Origin of the sequence: Mycobacterium sp. SMC-19, from assembly GCF_045310815.1 — a bacterium.
Lineage (GTDB): Bacteria > Actinomycetota > Actinomycetes > Mycobacteriales > Mycobacteriaceae > Mycobacterium.
This window is the reverse complement of sequence record NZ_JBJIAM010000007.1, coordinates 261,291-276,268: the sequence shown is the minus strand read 5'-3', so window position 1 is coordinate 276,268 and position 14,978 is coordinate 261,291. Positions and strand designations below refer to the sequence as shown.

General features: G+C 65.9%; 12 protein-coding genes. 9 read left to right on the top strand and 3 right to left on the bottom strand.

All coding sequences use genetic code 11. The annotated features are described in order from the left end of the window. Positions 1-81: 81 nt before the first annotated feature. Both ACJH5R_RS17450 and ACJH5R_RS17445 read right to left on the bottom strand, forming a co-directional pair. The gene (locus tag ACJH5R_RS17450) at positions 82-2,796 is read right to left on the bottom strand and encodes an ATP-binding cassette domain-containing protein (RefSeq protein WP_406782477.1); all 2,715 of its coding nucleotides are present in this window, start codon (positions 2,794-2,796) and stop codon (positions 82-84) included. A gap of 11 nt (positions 2,797-2,807) precedes the next feature. Next, positions 2,808-3,992 carry an NADH:flavin oxidoreductase gene (locus tag ACJH5R_RS17445; protein WP_406782476.1) on the bottom strand — a complete coding sequence of 395 codons (1,185 nt, stop codon included), beginning with the start codon at positions 3,990-3,992 and terminating at the stop codon, positions 2,808-2,810. A gap of 112 nt (positions 3,993-4,104) precedes the next feature. Between ACJH5R_RS17445 and ACJH5R_RS17440 the strand changes: the two genes are divergently transcribed. The 7 genes from ACJH5R_RS17440 to ACJH5R_RS17410 all read left to right on the top strand — a co-directional run bounded on the left by ACJH5R_RS17440 (position 4,105) and on the right by ACJH5R_RS17410 (position 10,341). Further along, positions 4,105-4,953 carry a bifunctional methylenetetrahydrofolate dehydrogenase/methenyltetrahydrofolate cyclohydrolase gene (locus ACJH5R_RS17440; protein WP_406782475.1) on the top strand — a complete coding sequence of 283 codons (849 nt, stop codon included), beginning with the start codon at positions 4,105-4,107 and terminating at the stop codon, positions 4,951-4,953. Then, positions 4,950-5,240 (top strand): DUF3017 domain-containing protein, encoded by a 291-nt coding sequence (locus ACJH5R_RS17435; protein ID WP_406782474.1) that lies wholly within the window; start codon positions 4,950-4,952, stop codon positions 5,238-5,240. Before ACJH5R_RS17440 ends, ACJH5R_RS17435 begins: the two co-directional genes overlap by 4 nt. A 220-nt stretch (positions 5,241-5,460) precedes the next feature. Continuing rightward, entirely contained in the window at positions 5,461-6,351 is an 891-nt protein-coding gene (locus ACJH5R_RS17430; protein ID WP_406782473.1) for a cyclopropane mycolic acid synthase family methyltransferase, read from the top strand. A 29-nt stretch (positions 6,352-6,380) separates the two neighbouring features. Continuing rightward, a complete protein-coding gene (locus tag ACJH5R_RS17425) occupies positions 6,381-7,241 on the top strand; it encodes a cyclopropane mycolic acid synthase family methyltransferase (protein WP_406782472.1) in 861 nt (286 codons plus the stop codon). Between the two features lie 22 nt (positions 7,242-7,263). Then, entirely contained in the window at positions 7,264-8,526 is a 1,263-nt protein-coding gene (kasB, locus tag ACJH5R_RS17420) for a 3-oxoacyl-ACP synthase KasB (protein WP_406782471.1), read from the top strand. Positions 8,527-8,570: 44 nt separating this feature from the next. Then, on the top strand, positions 8,571-9,449 hold the full coding sequence (locus tag ACJH5R_RS17415) for a cyclopropane mycolic acid synthase family methyltransferase (protein ID WP_406757942.1): 879 nt from the start codon (positions 8,571-8,573) through the stop codon (positions 9,447-9,449). Next, positions 9,442-10,341, top strand: coding sequence for a cyclopropane mycolic acid synthase family methyltransferase (locus ACJH5R_RS17410; protein WP_406782470.1), 900 nt, complete (start codon positions 9,442-9,444; stop codon positions 10,339-10,341). Before ACJH5R_RS17415 ends, ACJH5R_RS17410 begins: the two co-directional genes overlap by 8 nt. Here ACJH5R_RS17410 and ACJH5R_RS17405 read toward each other — a convergent pair. Beyond that, complete coding sequence (locus ACJH5R_RS17405; protein ID WP_406782469.1) at positions 10,338-10,775, bottom strand: DUF732 domain-containing protein; 438 nt, start codon at positions 10,773-10,775, stop codon at positions 10,338-10,340. The two genes, ACJH5R_RS17410 and ACJH5R_RS17405, sit on opposite strands and share 4 nt — an antisense overlap. 262 nt (positions 10,776-11,037) lie before the next feature. On the opposite strand from ACJH5R_RS17405, the gene ACJH5R_RS17400 reads away from it, so the two are divergent. Together ACJH5R_RS17400 and ACJH5R_RS17395 are read left to right on the top strand one after the other, a co-directional pair. Continuing rightward, the gene (locus ACJH5R_RS17400) at positions 11,038-13,206 is read left to right on the top strand and encodes a cellulase family glycosylhydrolase (protein WP_406757945.1); all 2,169 of its coding nucleotides are present in this window, start codon (positions 11,038-11,040) and stop codon (positions 13,204-13,206) included. A gap of 238 nt (positions 13,207-13,444) precedes the next feature. Further along, positions 13,445-14,947, top strand: coding sequence for a PE-PPE domain-containing protein (locus tag ACJH5R_RS17395; RefSeq protein WP_406757946.1), 1,503 nt, complete (start codon positions 13,445-13,447; stop codon positions 14,945-14,947). The last annotated feature ends 31 nt before the right edge of the window (positions 14,948-14,978 follow it).

Below are 14,978 nucleotides of genomic sequence, written 5' to 3'. Positions count from 1 at the left end.
CCCCCCCCCCCCCCCCCCCCCCCCCCCCCCCCCCCCCCCCCCCCCCCCCCCCCCCCCCCCCCCCCCCCCCCCCCCCCACCGTCAGCGCTTAAGCCGGATCTTCCACCACACCAGCACGGTGTAAAACACCGACAGCAGCCCCAACATCCCCATGTCGAGCAGCCAGATGCCCTTGGTGTGGTCCCACAGGTGATCTTTGGGGATCTGCGGGACGTTGACCAGCTTGTTGAAGTCGATCGCAGATGCGCCCGCGGCATATCCCCACCGGCCCGGTGTCACCCAGGCGGCCTCGGCCAGCCCGGCGCGCCCGGTCACCGGGATCATGCCGCCGGCCAGCACCAGCTGCGACATGATCGAGACCACCAGCATCGGCATGATCTGCTCATTGGACTGCGCGAACGCCGACAGGGCCAACCCCAGCACCGCCGAGGCCACACAGGTCCCGGCCACGGCCAGGAACAAGTCGAAATTGGCGCTGCCGAACATCACGGCGCCCTGCGTCGGCCCGCCCTTGCCCAGGATCACGATGGTGGTGGCGACCGCCCCCTGCACCGTGGCGAATGCGCAGAACACCGTGACCTTGGCCAGCAGATAGGCCACGGTCGACAGACCCACCGCCTGTTCTCGTTTGAAGATCGGGCGTTCGCCGATCAGATCTCGAATGGTCAGCGCGGTGCCCATGAAGACCGCGCCGATGATGAGCAGCACCATGATGTACTGCGGCTCGGTCGGCGCATCAGGCCCGGGCATCCCGAGCCCACCGTTGCCCTTCACCGTCAGTGACAGTGCGCCCACGATGAAGGGAAGCACGGCCAAGAAGACCGAATAGCCGCGGTCGGAGATGATCAGCCGGACTTGACGGCGTGCGATTGTCGACAGCTGCTTGCGCAGGCTTTCCGGGGGCGGGCTGCCCAAGTCGGCCGGGGGCGTCGAGGGGACCGCAGCGGCCGGGCCCTTGGGGCCGCCGTCGCGCTCCAGGAACCGCCGGTTGGCTTCGTCCGGGTCGGCTCCGACGTTGGCGAAGATGTCGGCGTAGTTGTCCGCCCCCATCGCCGGAAAGACCTCTTTGGGCGGGCCGGAGAACGCAGTCTTGCCGCCCGGGGCGATCAGCAGAATCTGGTCGCACACGTCGAGGTAGGACACCGAGTGGGTGACCACCATGACCACGCGGCCGGCGTCGGCCAGACCGCGCAGCATCAGCATCACCTGACGGTCCAGGGCCGGGTCCAGCCCCGAGGTCGGCTCGTCGAGCAACAGCAGCGACGGTCCGGTCAGCAGCTCCAGGGCCACCGAGGCGCGCTTGCGCTGGCCGCCGGAGAGCTTGTCCACTCGGGTGTCGGCGTGCTTGGTCAGCTCGAGTTCCTCGAGCACCTGCGCCACTGCCTTGTCCCGGTCGGCTTTGCTGCTGTCCGGCGGCAGGCGCAGCTCGGCGGCGTAGCCCAGGGCCTGGTTGACGGTGAGCTGCCGGTGCACCACATCGTCCTGCGGCACCATTCCGATCCGGCTGCGCAACGAGGCGTACTCGGTGTGGATGTTGTGGCCCTCGAAGGTGACCGATCCGGCGGTGGGCTTGGTGTAGCCGGCGATCAGTCGTGACAGCGTCGTCTTGCCGGCACCCGAGCCGCCGATGATCGCGGTCAGGGTGCCCGGGCGGGCCGTCAGTGTGATGTCGTTGAGCAGTCGTTTGCCGCCCTCGACGTCGAAGCAGACATCCCGAACCTCAAGCCCTCCAGTCCGCGAGGCGGCTTCGGTGCGGCGTAGCAGGGTTCCGCCGGTGAATTCCAGGTCGACGTTGCCGATCGTGACCAGGTCGCCTTCGGACAGGATCGCCGAGCCGATCCGGACGCCGTTGACGAATGTGCCGTTGATGCTTCGGCTGTCGCGGATCTCGGTGCCCAGCGGCGTGGCGATCAGCATGGCGTGGTGGCGCGAGGCCAGCACATCGGAGATCACCACGTCGTTGTCGGTGGCGCGGCCGATGGTCAGGGCCCCGACCGGGGCGTCCGGCGCGGAGCTGGAGGCCGGCCGCAGGATGTCGATCATGCGGGTGGCGATGTTGCCGACTTCGGGCGGCGTAGCCGACACCGGGGCCATCCGGGTGGAGGGCTGGTGCGGGGCGAACACCTCGGCGGGTGCCACTGGGGGCGCGGGCGGTTGGGCGGGAGATTGGTAGCCGGGGCGCAGTCCTGCATCGGAGGCAGGGCTGGGGGGACCGGACTGATATGCCGGCGGCCGGTGCGGGGCGGGCGGCGGTGGATACGGCGCCGGTCCGGATTGCGGCCGGTAGGGCTGTTGCACGCCGGGGTGCCCGGCCGACCGCAGGTCCGGGTGGTGCCCGAGATCGGGAGCAGCCGCATACGGCGCGGGTTCGGGCGGCGACGGCCAGCCAGACGGCTGTGGCGGCCGGCTCGGTCGTGCGATTCCTGGCTGGCCGGGCTGCGGCACCTGGATCGAGACGGTCTGCGGCGGCCGGCCGGCCTGGCCCTGGTGCCGTCCCACCTCGAAGGAGACCCGCGGTCCGTCCGGGTTGCCGAGGTTGACTGCCTGCCCGTCGCGGATATCGACGACGGGCACCCGCTGGCCGTTGACGTAAATGCCGTTCAGCGAGCCGTTGTCGATCCCCAACCACCGACCCTGCTCGAAGCGCAGTAGTAGGTGAGCGCGGGATACCAAGGGGTGCGGGATGCGGACGTCGGCCCGCAGGTCGCGCCCGATGACCACGTCGTGGCCTGCGGAGAACGTGCCTTGTGACCCGTCGTGGCGGACGGTCAGCACCGGCGGGGCTGGGTGACTCATTGACGTCAACTCTAGCGAGTTGCGTCCGGGGCGCCCGTAACGACGCAGTGCGTGCGCCGGTAGATCGTCGGCATGCACTGGTTGCAGTGCGTGCACTCCGACAGCGTCATCGAGTCTTCGGCGATCCGGTTGACCAGGTCCGTTTCGGCCAGCAGCGCCCGGGCCATCGCGACGAACTCGAATCCCTCGGCCATCGCCTGATCCATCGTCGCTCGGTTGGTGACACCGCCCAAAAGGATCAGCGGCATCGACAACTCGGCGCGAAACAGCCGGGCGTTGTCCAACAGGTAGGCGTCGGTATAGGGGTACTCACGCAGGAATCTGTTGCCAGTCATCCGCATGCCCCAGCTCAACGGCGGAGGGAATACGCTGGCGAACTCCTTCACCGGGGCGTGGCCGCGGAACAGGTACATCGGGTTGACCAGCGAGCTGCCGGCCGTGAGCTCCAATGCGTCCAGGCCGCCGTCGTCCTGCAGCCACCTCGCGGTGGTCAGCGACTCGTCCAGACTGATGCCGCCGCGGACTCCGTCGGCCATGTTCAGTTTGGCCGTCACCGCGATCTGTCCGCCCACCGCGCGATGCACGGCCGCCACGATGCCGCGGGCCACCTTGGCCCGGTTGGCCAGCGATCCGCCGAACTCATCGGACCGGCGGTTGATCAGCGGACTGAGAAACGAACTCGCCAGATAGTTGTGGCCGAGATGGATCTCCACGGCGTCGAACCCGGCGTCGACGGCGTAGCGGGCGGCGTCGGCGTGCTGGGCGATGACCTTGTCGATGTCGTCGCGGGTGGCCTTCTTGGCGAAGCGCATGCCGATCGGGTTGAAGAACCGCACCGGGGCCAGGGCGCGGGCCTTGTTGGAGCGCGCGTCGGCGACCGGGCCGGCATGGCCGATCTGAGCGCTGACCAGGGCGCCCTCGGCGTGTACCGCGTCGGTGAGTCGGCGCAGCCCCGCTACCGCCTCCGGGCGCATCCACAGCCCGTCGTTGGAGGTGCGACCGCCTTGCGAGACCGCGCAGTAAGCCACGGTGGTCATGCCCACTCCGCCGGCGGCCGGCAGCCGGTGATACTCGATCAGATCGTCGGAGGCCAGTGCACCAGGCGTGCGGTTCTCGAACGTCGCAGCCTTGATGATCCGGTTGCGCAAGGTGATCGGGCCGAGTTTGGCGGGACTGAAGACGTCGGGAACTCCCATAGCGGGAGCCTACAAGCGGCGCGCTGCGAACAGGCGCCCTGCCGCACCGCAATATCTGTGCCGTCGCCGCCAACCGGCCGGAACTCGGCGGCTACATGCCACAATGTCCGGCGTGGGTGCGATGACGTTGGACGGCAAGGCCACGCGCGACGAGATCTTCGTCGACCTCCAGGCACGGGTGGCGGCGCTGACCGCCGCCGGGCGTACGCCCGGTCTGGGCACCATCCTGGTCGGTGACGACCCCGGCTCACACGCCTATGTGCGCGGCAAGCACGCCGACTGCGCCAAGGTCGGCATCACCTCGATCCGCCGTGACCTGCCCGCGGACTGCAGTCCGGCCCAGCTCAACGACACCATCGACGAGCTGAACGCCAACGACGAGTGCACGGGCTACATCGTGCAGCTGCCGTTGCCCAAACACCTGGACGAGAACGCGGCACTTGAGCGCGTCGATCCGGCCAAGGATGCCGACGGGCTGCATCCGACCAACCTGGGCCGGCTGGTGCTGGGCACGCCGGCGGCGCTGCCGTGCACCCCGCGCGGCATCGTGCACCTGCTGCGTCGCTACGAGGTGCCGATAGCCGGCGCCCATGTCGTGGTGATCGGACGTGGGGTGACGGTCGGGCGCCCGCTGGGACTGCTGCTGACCCGTCGGTCGGAGAACGCCACCGTCACGCTCTGCCACACCGGGACCCGCGATTTGGCGGAGCTGACTCGCCAGGCGGACATCATCGTCGCCGCGGTTGGGGTGCCGCACATGCTCACCGCCGATATGGTGCGTCCGGGTGTGGCCATCGTCGACGTCGGTGTTTCGCGTACCGACGCCGGACTGGTCGGCGACGTCCACCCCGGCGTGTGGGACGTGGCCGGCCACGTGTCGCCCAACCCCGGTGGGGTGGGCCCGCTTACCCGGGCTTTCCTGCTGACCAACGTCGTGGAAAGAGTCGAGAGCACGCTGTGAAGGTTGCCGACGTCCGCCGGGTGATCGCCGCACAGTGGCCGATCCTGCTGGTCGGGCTGATCTTTACGGCGGCGTTCGTGCTGGCCGGAGCGAACTTCTGGCGCCGCGGCGCGCTGCTGATCGGGATCGGGACCGGGGTGGCTGCCGGGCTACGCCTGGTGTTGTCCGAGGACCGGGCCGGGCTGCTGGTGCTGCGGGACCGGGGGCTGGATTTCGGGACGATGACGACCGCGGCGACGGTGATGCTCTACGTGGCCGCGACGATCGACCCGCTCGGGACCAGCTAGTTCGTTTTTGACCGGCCCGACAATTGTTCGGCCGGTTGCGACGACGCGTATTCGCCTATCTCCCAACCAGATCACGCCCCGTGTTTGATAGCCCTGCTCTGGGGGAACACGTGTGCGGTCGGCCGGTAGCGGCCGGCTGTGTCGCGGAGGGGGCGTTGCCCACAATGAGTTCATCGCAAAAGCAGTCCTCGTGAAATCGCTTGGTGCAGCGGAGGAACAGATGAGCGACGTCGAACTGATACCGGATGTGGATCACATTCGGTCGCACTACGACCGGTCCAACGAATTCTTCCGGCTGTGGCTGGATCCGACGATGACCTATAGCTGCGCATATTTCGAACGCGACGATATGACGCTGGAACAGGCTCAGATGGCCAAGGTGGACTTGGCGCTGGGCAAGTTGGGCCTGCGGCCCGGGATGACGTTGCTCGATATCGGGTCTGGCTGGGGCTCCACCATGCGGCGGGCCATCGAGAAGTACGACGTCAACGTCATCGGGCTGACGCTGAGCGAAAACCAGTTGACCCACTGCGAAGAGAAGTTCGCCGAGATGGACAGCCCGCGCCGCAAACAGGTGCGCCTGCAGGGCTGGGAGGAATTCGACGAACCGGTGGACCGCATCGTATCGCTGGGCGCCTTCGAGCACTTCGCCGATGGCGTCGGCACCTACGAGCGCTACGACGACTTCTTCACCATGTGCCACCGAGTGCTGCCCGACGACGGCGTCATGCTGCTGCATTCCATCGTGGTGCCCACCGCAGAAGAGGGCGAGCGGCGGGGGCTGAAGAAGACGATGTCGCTGCTGCGCTTCATCCACTTCATCCTGACCGAGATCTATCCAGGCGGGCGGTTGCCGCAGATCTCGATCGTCGACGAGCATGCGACCCGCTGCGGCTTCTCGATCACCCGTCATCAGTTGATCGGGTCGAACTACGTGCGCACCTTGGACACCTGGGCAAAGGCACTCGAAGCGCACAAGGCCCAGGCGGTTGAGCTCAAAGGCGAGCAGACGTATGAGACGTTCTTGAAGTACCTGACGGGTTGCCGGGAGCTGTTCCGTGACGGTTACACCGATGTCTGCCAATTCACGATGGAAAAACTAGTGGCATAAGAGAACTCGGATAGAACGGGGTGGCGCAGGTGACCGATCTCAAGCCGTACTACGAAGAGTCGCAAGCGGCATATGACATCTCCGATGACTTCTTCGCGCTGTTCCTCGATCCGACGATGGCCTACACCTGTGCGTACTTCGAGCGCGACGACATGACCTTGGAGGAAGCGCAGAACGCTAAGTACGACTTGGCATTACGCAAACTCGATCTCGAGCCGGGCATGACGGTGTTGGACGTCGGCTGCGGCTGGGGGGCGGGGCTGGCCCGGGCGGTGGCCAAGTTCGACGTGAACGTCATCGGTATCACGCTCAGTCGCAACCATTGCGCGCGCAGCGCGGCCACGCTGGCGGCGATCGACACCGAGCGTCATGCGGAGGCTCGACTACAGGGCTGGGAGGAGTTTGACGAGAAGGTCGATCGGATCTTCACCATCGAGGCGTTCGACGCGTTCAAGAAAGCCCGCTATGCGGCGTTCTTCGAACGTGCCTACGAGATCCTGCCCGATGACGGCCGAATGTTGTTCCACAGCATCTTCACCTACCCCCAGACCTATTGGCGCGAGCACGGCATCAAAGTGACGATGAGCGACTTGCGCTTCGTCCGATTCCTCGGCAAGGAGATCTTTCCCGGCGGGGAGATGGCAGGCCGCGACGACATCTACGAATACTCCCAAGGCGCCGGATTTCGGATCCAGGACGCCCTTTTGATGCCGGAGCACTACATCCGGACCTTGGACATGTGGGCGGCCAATCTGCGGAACAACCGCGAACGTGCCATCGCCACCCAGTCCGAGGAAGTGTACGAGCGCTACCTGCGCTATCTGACCGGCTGCGCAGACCTCTTCCGCAGAGGGATCAGCAATGTCGGGCAGTTCATCCTGACCAAGTAGCGGCCCGAAGCGAGGCTTGGACATGGCTCGACGGACTCGGCTCTCCACGGGGAACGGCCTTCCCGAGGTCGTCGTCACCGGTGTCGCGATGACGACTGCGCTGGCGACGGACGCCGAGGACACTTGGAAGAAGCTGCTGGATGGACAAAGTGGCATCCGTAAGCTCGACGACCCCTTCGTCGAGCGGTTCGACCTCCCGGTACGGATCGGCGGGCATCTGCTCGAGGACTTCGACCACGAGCTGAACCGCAAGGAACTCCACCGGCTGTCATACCTGCAGAAGATGGCGGTGATCCTGGGTCGACGGGTCTGGGCGAATGCCGGCTCGCCGGAGGTGGATCCACGCCGACTGCTGGTGTCGATCGGCACCGGGCTCGGCTCCCCGGAGGAACTGGTCTGGGGCTACCAAGGCATGGTGGAACGCGGCATGAAGGCGGTCTCTCCGCTGGGCGTGCAGAAATACATGCCCAATGCGGCTGCCGCTGCCGTCGGCCTGGAACGCGGCGCCAAAGCAGGTGTCTTCACCCCGATCTCGGCATGTGCTTCCGGTGCCGAAGGTATCGCTCAGGCCTGGCGCAACATCGTCTACGACGAGGCTGACATCGCCATCTGCGGCGGAGTCGAGACCAAGATCGAAGCGGTCCCGATCGCGGGATTCGCCGCGATGCGTATCGTGTTGTCCACCCACAACGACGACCCGGCCGGTGCCTGCCGGCCGTTCGACGTCGACCGCAGCGGGTTCGTGTTCGGCGAGGCCGGCGCCTTGTTGGTCATCGAGACTCTTGAGAACGCAAAGGCGCGTGGCGCAACCATTCTCGGCCGGTTGATGGGCGCTGGTATCAGCTCGGACGGCCACCACATCGTGGCGCCCGATCCGCAGGGGGAGCGCGCGGGCTACGCCATGACCCGGGCGATGGACCTTGCGGGTCTGGCTCCGACCGACATCGACCACATCAATGCCCACGCCACCGGAACCCGGATCGGGGATCTGGCCGAGGCCCAGGCGATCAACAACGCCATGGGCGGACACCTCGCCGCGGTGTATGCACCGAAATCCGCTCTCGGTCATTCGGTCGGGGCGGTCGGTGCGGTGGAGGCGATTCTGACAGTGCTGGCGCTGCGGGACGGCGTGGTTCCGCCGACGCTGAATCTGCACCGCATCGACCCAGAGATCGACCTGGATGTCGTGGCCGGTGACGTACGGGTGGGGGACTACCGATACGCGATCAGCAATTCCTTCGGATTCGGTGGCCACAACGTGGCCCTCGCGTTCGGAAAATACTAGAAGAGGGGGGGGTGCTTTCGGCCGCCAGCCGAGAGCACATTGTCATGCCGAAAAATCTGACACCGCATTTCAAAGACGTGCAGGCGCACTACGACCTGTCCGACGAGTTCTTCCAGCTCTTTCTCGACCCGACCCAGACCTACAGCTGCGCCTACTTCGAGCGTGACGACATGACGCTGGAGCAAGCCCAGATCGCCAAGATCGACCTTGCCCTGGGCAAGCTGGGCCTGCGACCGGGTATGACGCTGCTCGACATCGGCTGCGGCTGGGGGGCCACCATGCGGCGAGCCGTTGAAACCCATGACGTCAACGTCATCGGACTGACCTTGAGCAAGAATCAGGCGGTCCATGTGGAGGCCATGTTCGCCGGCATGGACAGCCAGCGCACCAAGCGCGTTCTACTGGAGGGCTGGGAGAACTTCAGCGAGCCGGTCGATCGGATCGTGTCCATCGGCGCTTTCGAGCACTTCGGGCATGAACGCTACGAGGATTTCTTCACCATGGCCCACGCCGTTCTGCCGGCCGACGGAGTGATGCTGCTGCACACCATCTCCGGATTGACGCTGCCGCAGATGGCCGAACGTGGCATGCCGCTGACCTTCGCGATGGCCCGGTTCATCAAGTTCATCGCCACCGAGATCTTTCCCGGCGGCCGGCTGCCCACCATCGAGATGGTTGAAGAGCACTCGGCCCAAGCGGGTTTCACCCTGACCCGACGGCATTCGCTGCAGCCGCATTACGCCAGGACCCTGGACTGCTGGGCGGCAGCGCTGGAAGGCAACAAAGACAAGGCCATCGAGATCCAAGGACAAGAGGTCTATGACCGCTACATGCATTACCTGACCGGGTGCGCCAACGGCTTTCGCACCGGATACATCGACGTCAACCAGTACACGTTGCAGAAGCAGGTCGGCGATGACTGATACTCCGGCTGCCCGGACCTTACGGCCGCATTTCGCCGACGTCCAAGCTCACTATGACCTCTCCGATGACTTCTTCGCGCTGTTTCAGGACCCGACCCGTACCTACAGTTGTGCCTATTTCGAGCCACCGGAGCTGTCACTGGCACAGGCCCAGATCGCCAAGATCGACCTCAACCTCGACAAGCTCGACCTGAAGCCCGGAATGACGTTGCTCGATATCGGCTGCGGCTGGGGGTCGACGATGAAGCGGGCGTTGGAGAAGTACGACGTCAACGTCGTCGGCCTCACCCTGTCGAAGAATCAGCACGCCTACACCCAGCGACTGCTGGACACCGTCGACACCGATCGTGAGCGCCGAGTACTGCTGCACGGGTGGGAAGAGTTCGATCTGCCGGTCGATCGGATCGTTTCCATTGAGGCGTTCGAACACTTCGGCCACGAACGCTACGACGACTTCTTCGCACGGTGTTTCGACATCCTGCCCGCCAACGGGCGAATGACGATCCAGAGCAGCGTGAGCTATCACCCCTACGATCTGAATGCACGCGGTAAGAAGCTGACGTTCGAGACCGCGCGGTTCATCAAGTTCATCCTCACCGAGATCTTTCCCGGCGGGCGACTGCCCACCACCGACATGATGGTGGAGCATGGCCAGAAAGCCGGTTTCGCTGTTCCCGAAGCGCTTTCGCTGCGGCCGCACTACGTCAAGACCTTGCGGATCTGGGCCGATGCGCTGGAAGCCAAGAAGGACGTGGCCATCGCGATTCAGTCCGACGAAGTGTATCAGCGCTACCTGAAGTACCTGCGCGGGTGCGAGTACTACTTCATCGACGAGGTACTCGACGTCAGCCTGGTCAGCTACCTCAAGCCGGCCGCTGCGACGGCCGGTTAGAACCCGGGGATGGCCGGAATTGCCGGAACCCCGCCGGATAGGCCGGGGATACCGACCGACATCCCCGGGATCTGCGGCAGATCCGGCACCTGACCGCTGGCCAGCTGAGACAGCATCTGCGGGCAATAGATCTGTACGGCGATCTCGGTGAACAGCTGCGCCATCTGCGGCGACATGGTGGGCGCGCCGCCCAGGCCGGCTACCGGGGCCGCCACGGACGCGGCGGTGCCCGCGGGCTCGGACAGCATGGGACACACGGACTGGCCGAGGGCCGCCGTTGCGGCTGGGTCGGCGACCGGGATGCCCGCCCCGGTCAGATCGGACAGGAACGAGGTGTCGACCGGGCTCGCCTGCGCAGGTGCCGCGAATCCGGTGACGGCCATCAGGCCTGCGAGTCCCACCCCGGTGCCCGCCTTGATCATGAAGCCTTGCATGCATCCCCCTCGTCGTGGTCCGGAGCCGAGCGGTTACCCGGGACGTGTCCGAACGTTCTGGTTGAAATCCTGCATCAAAGCGGTAACACCGGCGAGTCGGCCGGGTCACGGTTTGCCTACGACGCTGTCTCGCCCTGGCCAATGCCGCGGTTTCGGCACTTTGAGCCGAAACCGCCACTCCGACCGCTAGGTTGTTGGAATCATTCATTAAGCACACATGCAACGCTCAGTTTTTATGGGGACGAAGAGAGGCCCACGGCAGATGGCTCGACGTCGCAGCGGCAAGGTCAATCGTCGGGTGGTCGGGCTGGGCGCCGCAATGGGCTCGGCCTTGGTGTTCGGCGTGGCATTGCCGGCCCCGGCGGGCGCCGAGGTGTTCGACGACGTGCTGGAGCAGGCGATGGCCCCGTTCGTGGACGCGGCAACGCACACCGTCGACTGGTCCGCGCTGTCGAGCCTGGCGGCTTGGGACGCGTTCTTCGATCCGGCGCACTGGAACGATGTCCTGACCGGGATCGCCGGAGCGCCGAGCGTGGGCGCAGCCGATGCGACGGAGTGGATGCAGCAGCTCATCTACACGCCGCTGCACACCGGCATCGAAAACTGGATCCATGCCGCCGGACCCACTCCAATCCTGGACGGGCTCAACGAGTTCAGCAGGGCACTGGGTTGGGGCGCGATGATCGCCGACGGCACGGCAGGAACCGAGGCCCACCCTGACGGCGGTGACGGGGGCTGGCTGTTCGGCGATGGCGGTGCCGGCTGGGACAACACCGCTGGCGGTGGCGGCGGGGCCGGGGGAGCGGCCGGCATGTTCGGCAACGGCGGTGCCGGTGGTGCCGGGGGCGAGGGTGGACTCGGCGGAAATGGCGGAGACGGCGGTGCCGGCGGCTGGTTGATAGGCGTCGGCGGTGCCGGCGGCGACGCCGGCAACGGGGTCTATAGCGGTGCCGGAAGCTTGCCCGCGCTGGGCGGTGCCGGTGGAGCGGCCGGCATGTTCGGCATCCACGGCGCGGTCGGGCACTTCGGCACCCTGGCCGGCGCCCCGGACGGCGGCCCCTACACCGGCCTGTCCACCGCGGGCTCTTGGATCACCGACAGCGACGGCAAGGTGGTGATCCTGCACGGGGTCAATCAGGTCTACAAGATCGCGCCCTACACCCCGGGTGCCGACGGGTTCGGCGACGACGACGCGGCGTTCCTGGCCGCCAACGGCTTCAACGCCGTTCGGGTAGGAGTGCTCTGGGCCGGAGTGGAGCCGCAGCCGGGTGTCTTCGACGCCGACTACCTCGCCGCGATCAAACAGACCGTGCAAACCCTGGCCGACCACGGCATCTACAGCGTTCTCGACTTCCATCAAGATTTCTACAGCGCGGGCTTCGGCGGTGACGGCGCGCCGGACTGGGCGGTGCTGACCGGTGGGCTGCCCAACCCCGACGTGGGTCAGATCGGCACCTACCTGTTCAACCCCGCGCAGCTTCATGCCTGGGATGCGTTCTGGTCCAACGCCAAAGCCGAAGATGGGATCGGTCTGGCCAACCACTACGCGCGGTCGTGGCAATACGTCGCCGACTACTTCAAGGACGACGCCAGCGTGGCCGGCTACGGCATCATCAACGAGCCGTGGCCGGGTTCGCCGTGGCTGTCGAGCGTGCTGGGAAGCCCGCAGTTCGACGCCCAGACCCTGACTCCGTTCTACAACCAGATGGCCGCGGCGATTCGCTCGGTCGACCCGAACACGCCGGTGCTGTTCGAACCGACTTTCCTGTTCAACACGGTGGTACCGACGTCGTTGGGCGCCGTGGACGATCCACACGGGATCTTCGCGTTCCACAACTACTGCCTGGCGAATTCGGTGCTCGAGATCGACTTCGGTTGTGGGCTCAACTTCGACATCCTGTTGAACAACGCCGCGACATATGCCGACTCACACAACATTCCGGCGCTGATGACCGAGTTCGGTGCCACCGCCAACGTCAGTGTCATCGCCAATACCCTGGCGCACACCAATCCCTTCCGGTACGGCTGGCTGGAGTGGGCCTATACCGGCGGTGATGTCGCCAGCAGCTCTCCGGAGGGCCAGGCGCTGGTCTTCGACACGAATCTGCCGCCGGTCGGCGACAACGTCGACGCCGCCAAGCTGGCAGCGCTGGCCGAGCCGTACCCGCAGACGATCGCCGGCGTGCCGAATGCCTGGTCGTTCGCGGGCGGGATCTTCCACTTCAGCTACTCCACCGCGATGGCTGACGGCTCGGGCAGCTTCGCCGCCGACGCGCAGACCCGAATCGTGGTGCCGGCTCTGCAGTACCCGAACGGCTATCAGGTGGACGTCATCGGCGGGCACGTGGTGTCGGGACCGGGGTCCTCGGTGTTGGTCATCGCGGCCGACCACGGCGCCACCATCGTCGACGTACAGGTGAAGCCGGCGTAAGGCCGGTGGGCGCGGGCACTCCGGGGCCCGCTGGTCAAACCTTGGCGTTTCCTCTCAGTGCGCGGACGGCTATCAACATAAGTCGCATCATGGACATTAGACCGGAGAAAATGCCTGTTCGGCGGAAGTTTCTACAGTAGAAAGTTTGAATTATTCAGAATTGCTTCAGGTTTTCATCATGTCGGCGTTAAGGTGCTGCGAGCAATTAGCAGTCCCGTGTTCGCTGCCGGAGGTCGCCATGAAGGTCAACCCCACATTCCACTCCCTGGGCGTTGCGGCAGTGGCCGTGACCAGCGCCGCGGCGGTGGTTGCCCCGCCGGTCATGACGCCGGCCTTGGCGTCCTCGATCGCTGGGGCCCGCACGGTGGTCGCCGACGTGGCGCTGCTCGACAACGTCGCGCTGGTCATGGGCGGCAGCGGCACGCCCATCCCGGGGACGTGGGACTTTCACTGGGCCGATCAATACCTTTCGCACCTCGGGTACGACGGCTACACCATGCAGGGCGTCTTCACCCCCGAAGGCCTGTACCCGGGCACCGGCGTCAAGAGCCTGCCGCTGGACACCTCGGTCGACCAGGGTGTGCGGATGCTCGACTCGACCATCCGCGATCACATCGCGGCCGGCGACAACCTGGTGGTCTACGGCGTCTCGCAGAGTGCCGTTCTCTCCTCGATCGAGATGAATCAGCTGCTCGCCTCCGGCAACGCCCCCGACCCCGACCAGCTGTCGTTCGTCTTGATCGCCAATGAGATGTTCCCCAACGGCGGCCTGTTGTCGCGCTTCGCCGTCCCCGAAGTCCCGCTGTACATCCCGTCGATGGGCATCGACTTCTACGGGGCGACGCCCGACACCCCGTACGCGACCGACATCTACATCGCCGAATACGACGGATTCGCCGACTTTCCGCGCTATCCGCTGAACTTCCTGTCGGTGCTCAACGCCGTGCTGGGAATCGCGCTGGTCCACGGCCCCGGCTACAGCCGGCCGGACTCCATCGACAGCGCACAGCTGTTGCTGGGATCCACCAACTACGACGGGCCCCTGACGCTGCCCGACGGCGCCTCGGCCGCCCTCAACACCGACTACTACATGATCCCGACGGAGATCCTGCCGCTGCTGCAGCCGTTGCTCGGCATCCCGGTGTTGGGCGAGCCGCTCTATGACCTGCTGGAGCCCGTCACCCGGATCCTGGTCGATCTGGGCTACGGCAACGTCGACACCTACGTCGACGGAGAACTGACCCATGGCGGCTGGGACATGGGTCCGGCCAATGTGCTCACCACCTACGGCGTGCTGCCGGATATCGATGTCATGACGTTGCTGAGCTCGCTGTGGCAGGGAGCGCAGCACGGATTCGACGACTTCATCTACGACCTCGGGCACCTGTCGCTGGGGAGCCCGGCGGACGCGCTCGGTTCGGGGATGGACTTCTCGCTGCCCAGTCTCCTCGACGTGGTCAACACGTTCTCGAGCGCGGCCGCCACGCTGTATTCGGTGCTGCTGCCGACCGCGGACATCATCAACGCCTTGCTGACCACCATGCCCGCCTACGACATCAGCATGTTCTTCAACGCATTCGGCAACGGCGACGACCTGCTGACCACACTGACGAACGCCATCGGAATGCCGATCGCGGCCGACGCCGGGCTGATCCCCACAGCCATCGGGTTCGAGCTGATGAGTGTGATGAGCGCCTTCCAGTCGATCGCCAACGACTTCACCGACCTGTTCAGCGCGTAGCGGGGAATCGCTGGCGCGGGAACGGCTTTGG

What these genes read in the sequence shown, in the direction of transcription:
- ACJH5R_RS17450 (WP_406782477.1), bottom strand. Translation starts at nt 2,796, where the DNA reads ATGAGTCACCCAGCCCCGCCGGTGCTGACCGTCCGCCACGACGGGTCA.
- ACJH5R_RS17445 (WP_406782476.1), bottom strand. Translation starts at nt 3,992, where the DNA reads ATGGGAGTTCCCGACGTCTTCAGTCCCGCCAAACTCGGCCCGATCACC.
- ACJH5R_RS17430 (WP_406782473.1), top strand. Translation starts at nt 5,461, where the DNA reads ATGAGCGACGTCGAACTGATACCGGATGTGGATCACATTCGGTCGCAC.
- kasB (WP_406782471.1), top strand. Translation starts at nt 7,264, where the DNA reads ATGGCTCGACGGACTCGGCTCTCCACGGGGAACGGCCTTCCCGAGGTC.
- ACJH5R_RS17415 (WP_406757942.1), top strand. Translation starts at nt 8,571, where the DNA reads ATGCCGAAAAATCTGACACCGCATTTCAAAGACGTGCAGGCGCACTAC.
- ACJH5R_RS17410 (WP_406782470.1), top strand. Translation starts at nt 9,442, where the DNA reads ATGACTGATACTCCGGCTGCCCGGACCTTACGGCCGCATTTCGCCGAC.
- ACJH5R_RS17405 (WP_406782469.1), bottom strand. Translation starts at nt 10,775, where the DNA reads ATGCAAGGCTTCATGATCAAGGCGGGCACCGGGGTGGGACTCGCAGGC.
- ACJH5R_RS17400 (WP_406757945.1), top strand. Translation starts at nt 11,038, where the DNA reads ATGGCTCGACGTCGCAGCGGCAAGGTCAATCGTCGGGTGGTCGGGCTG.
- ACJH5R_RS17395 (WP_406757946.1), top strand. Translation starts at nt 13,445, where the DNA reads ATGAAGGTCAACCCCACATTCCACTCCCTGGGCGTTGCGGCAGTGGCC.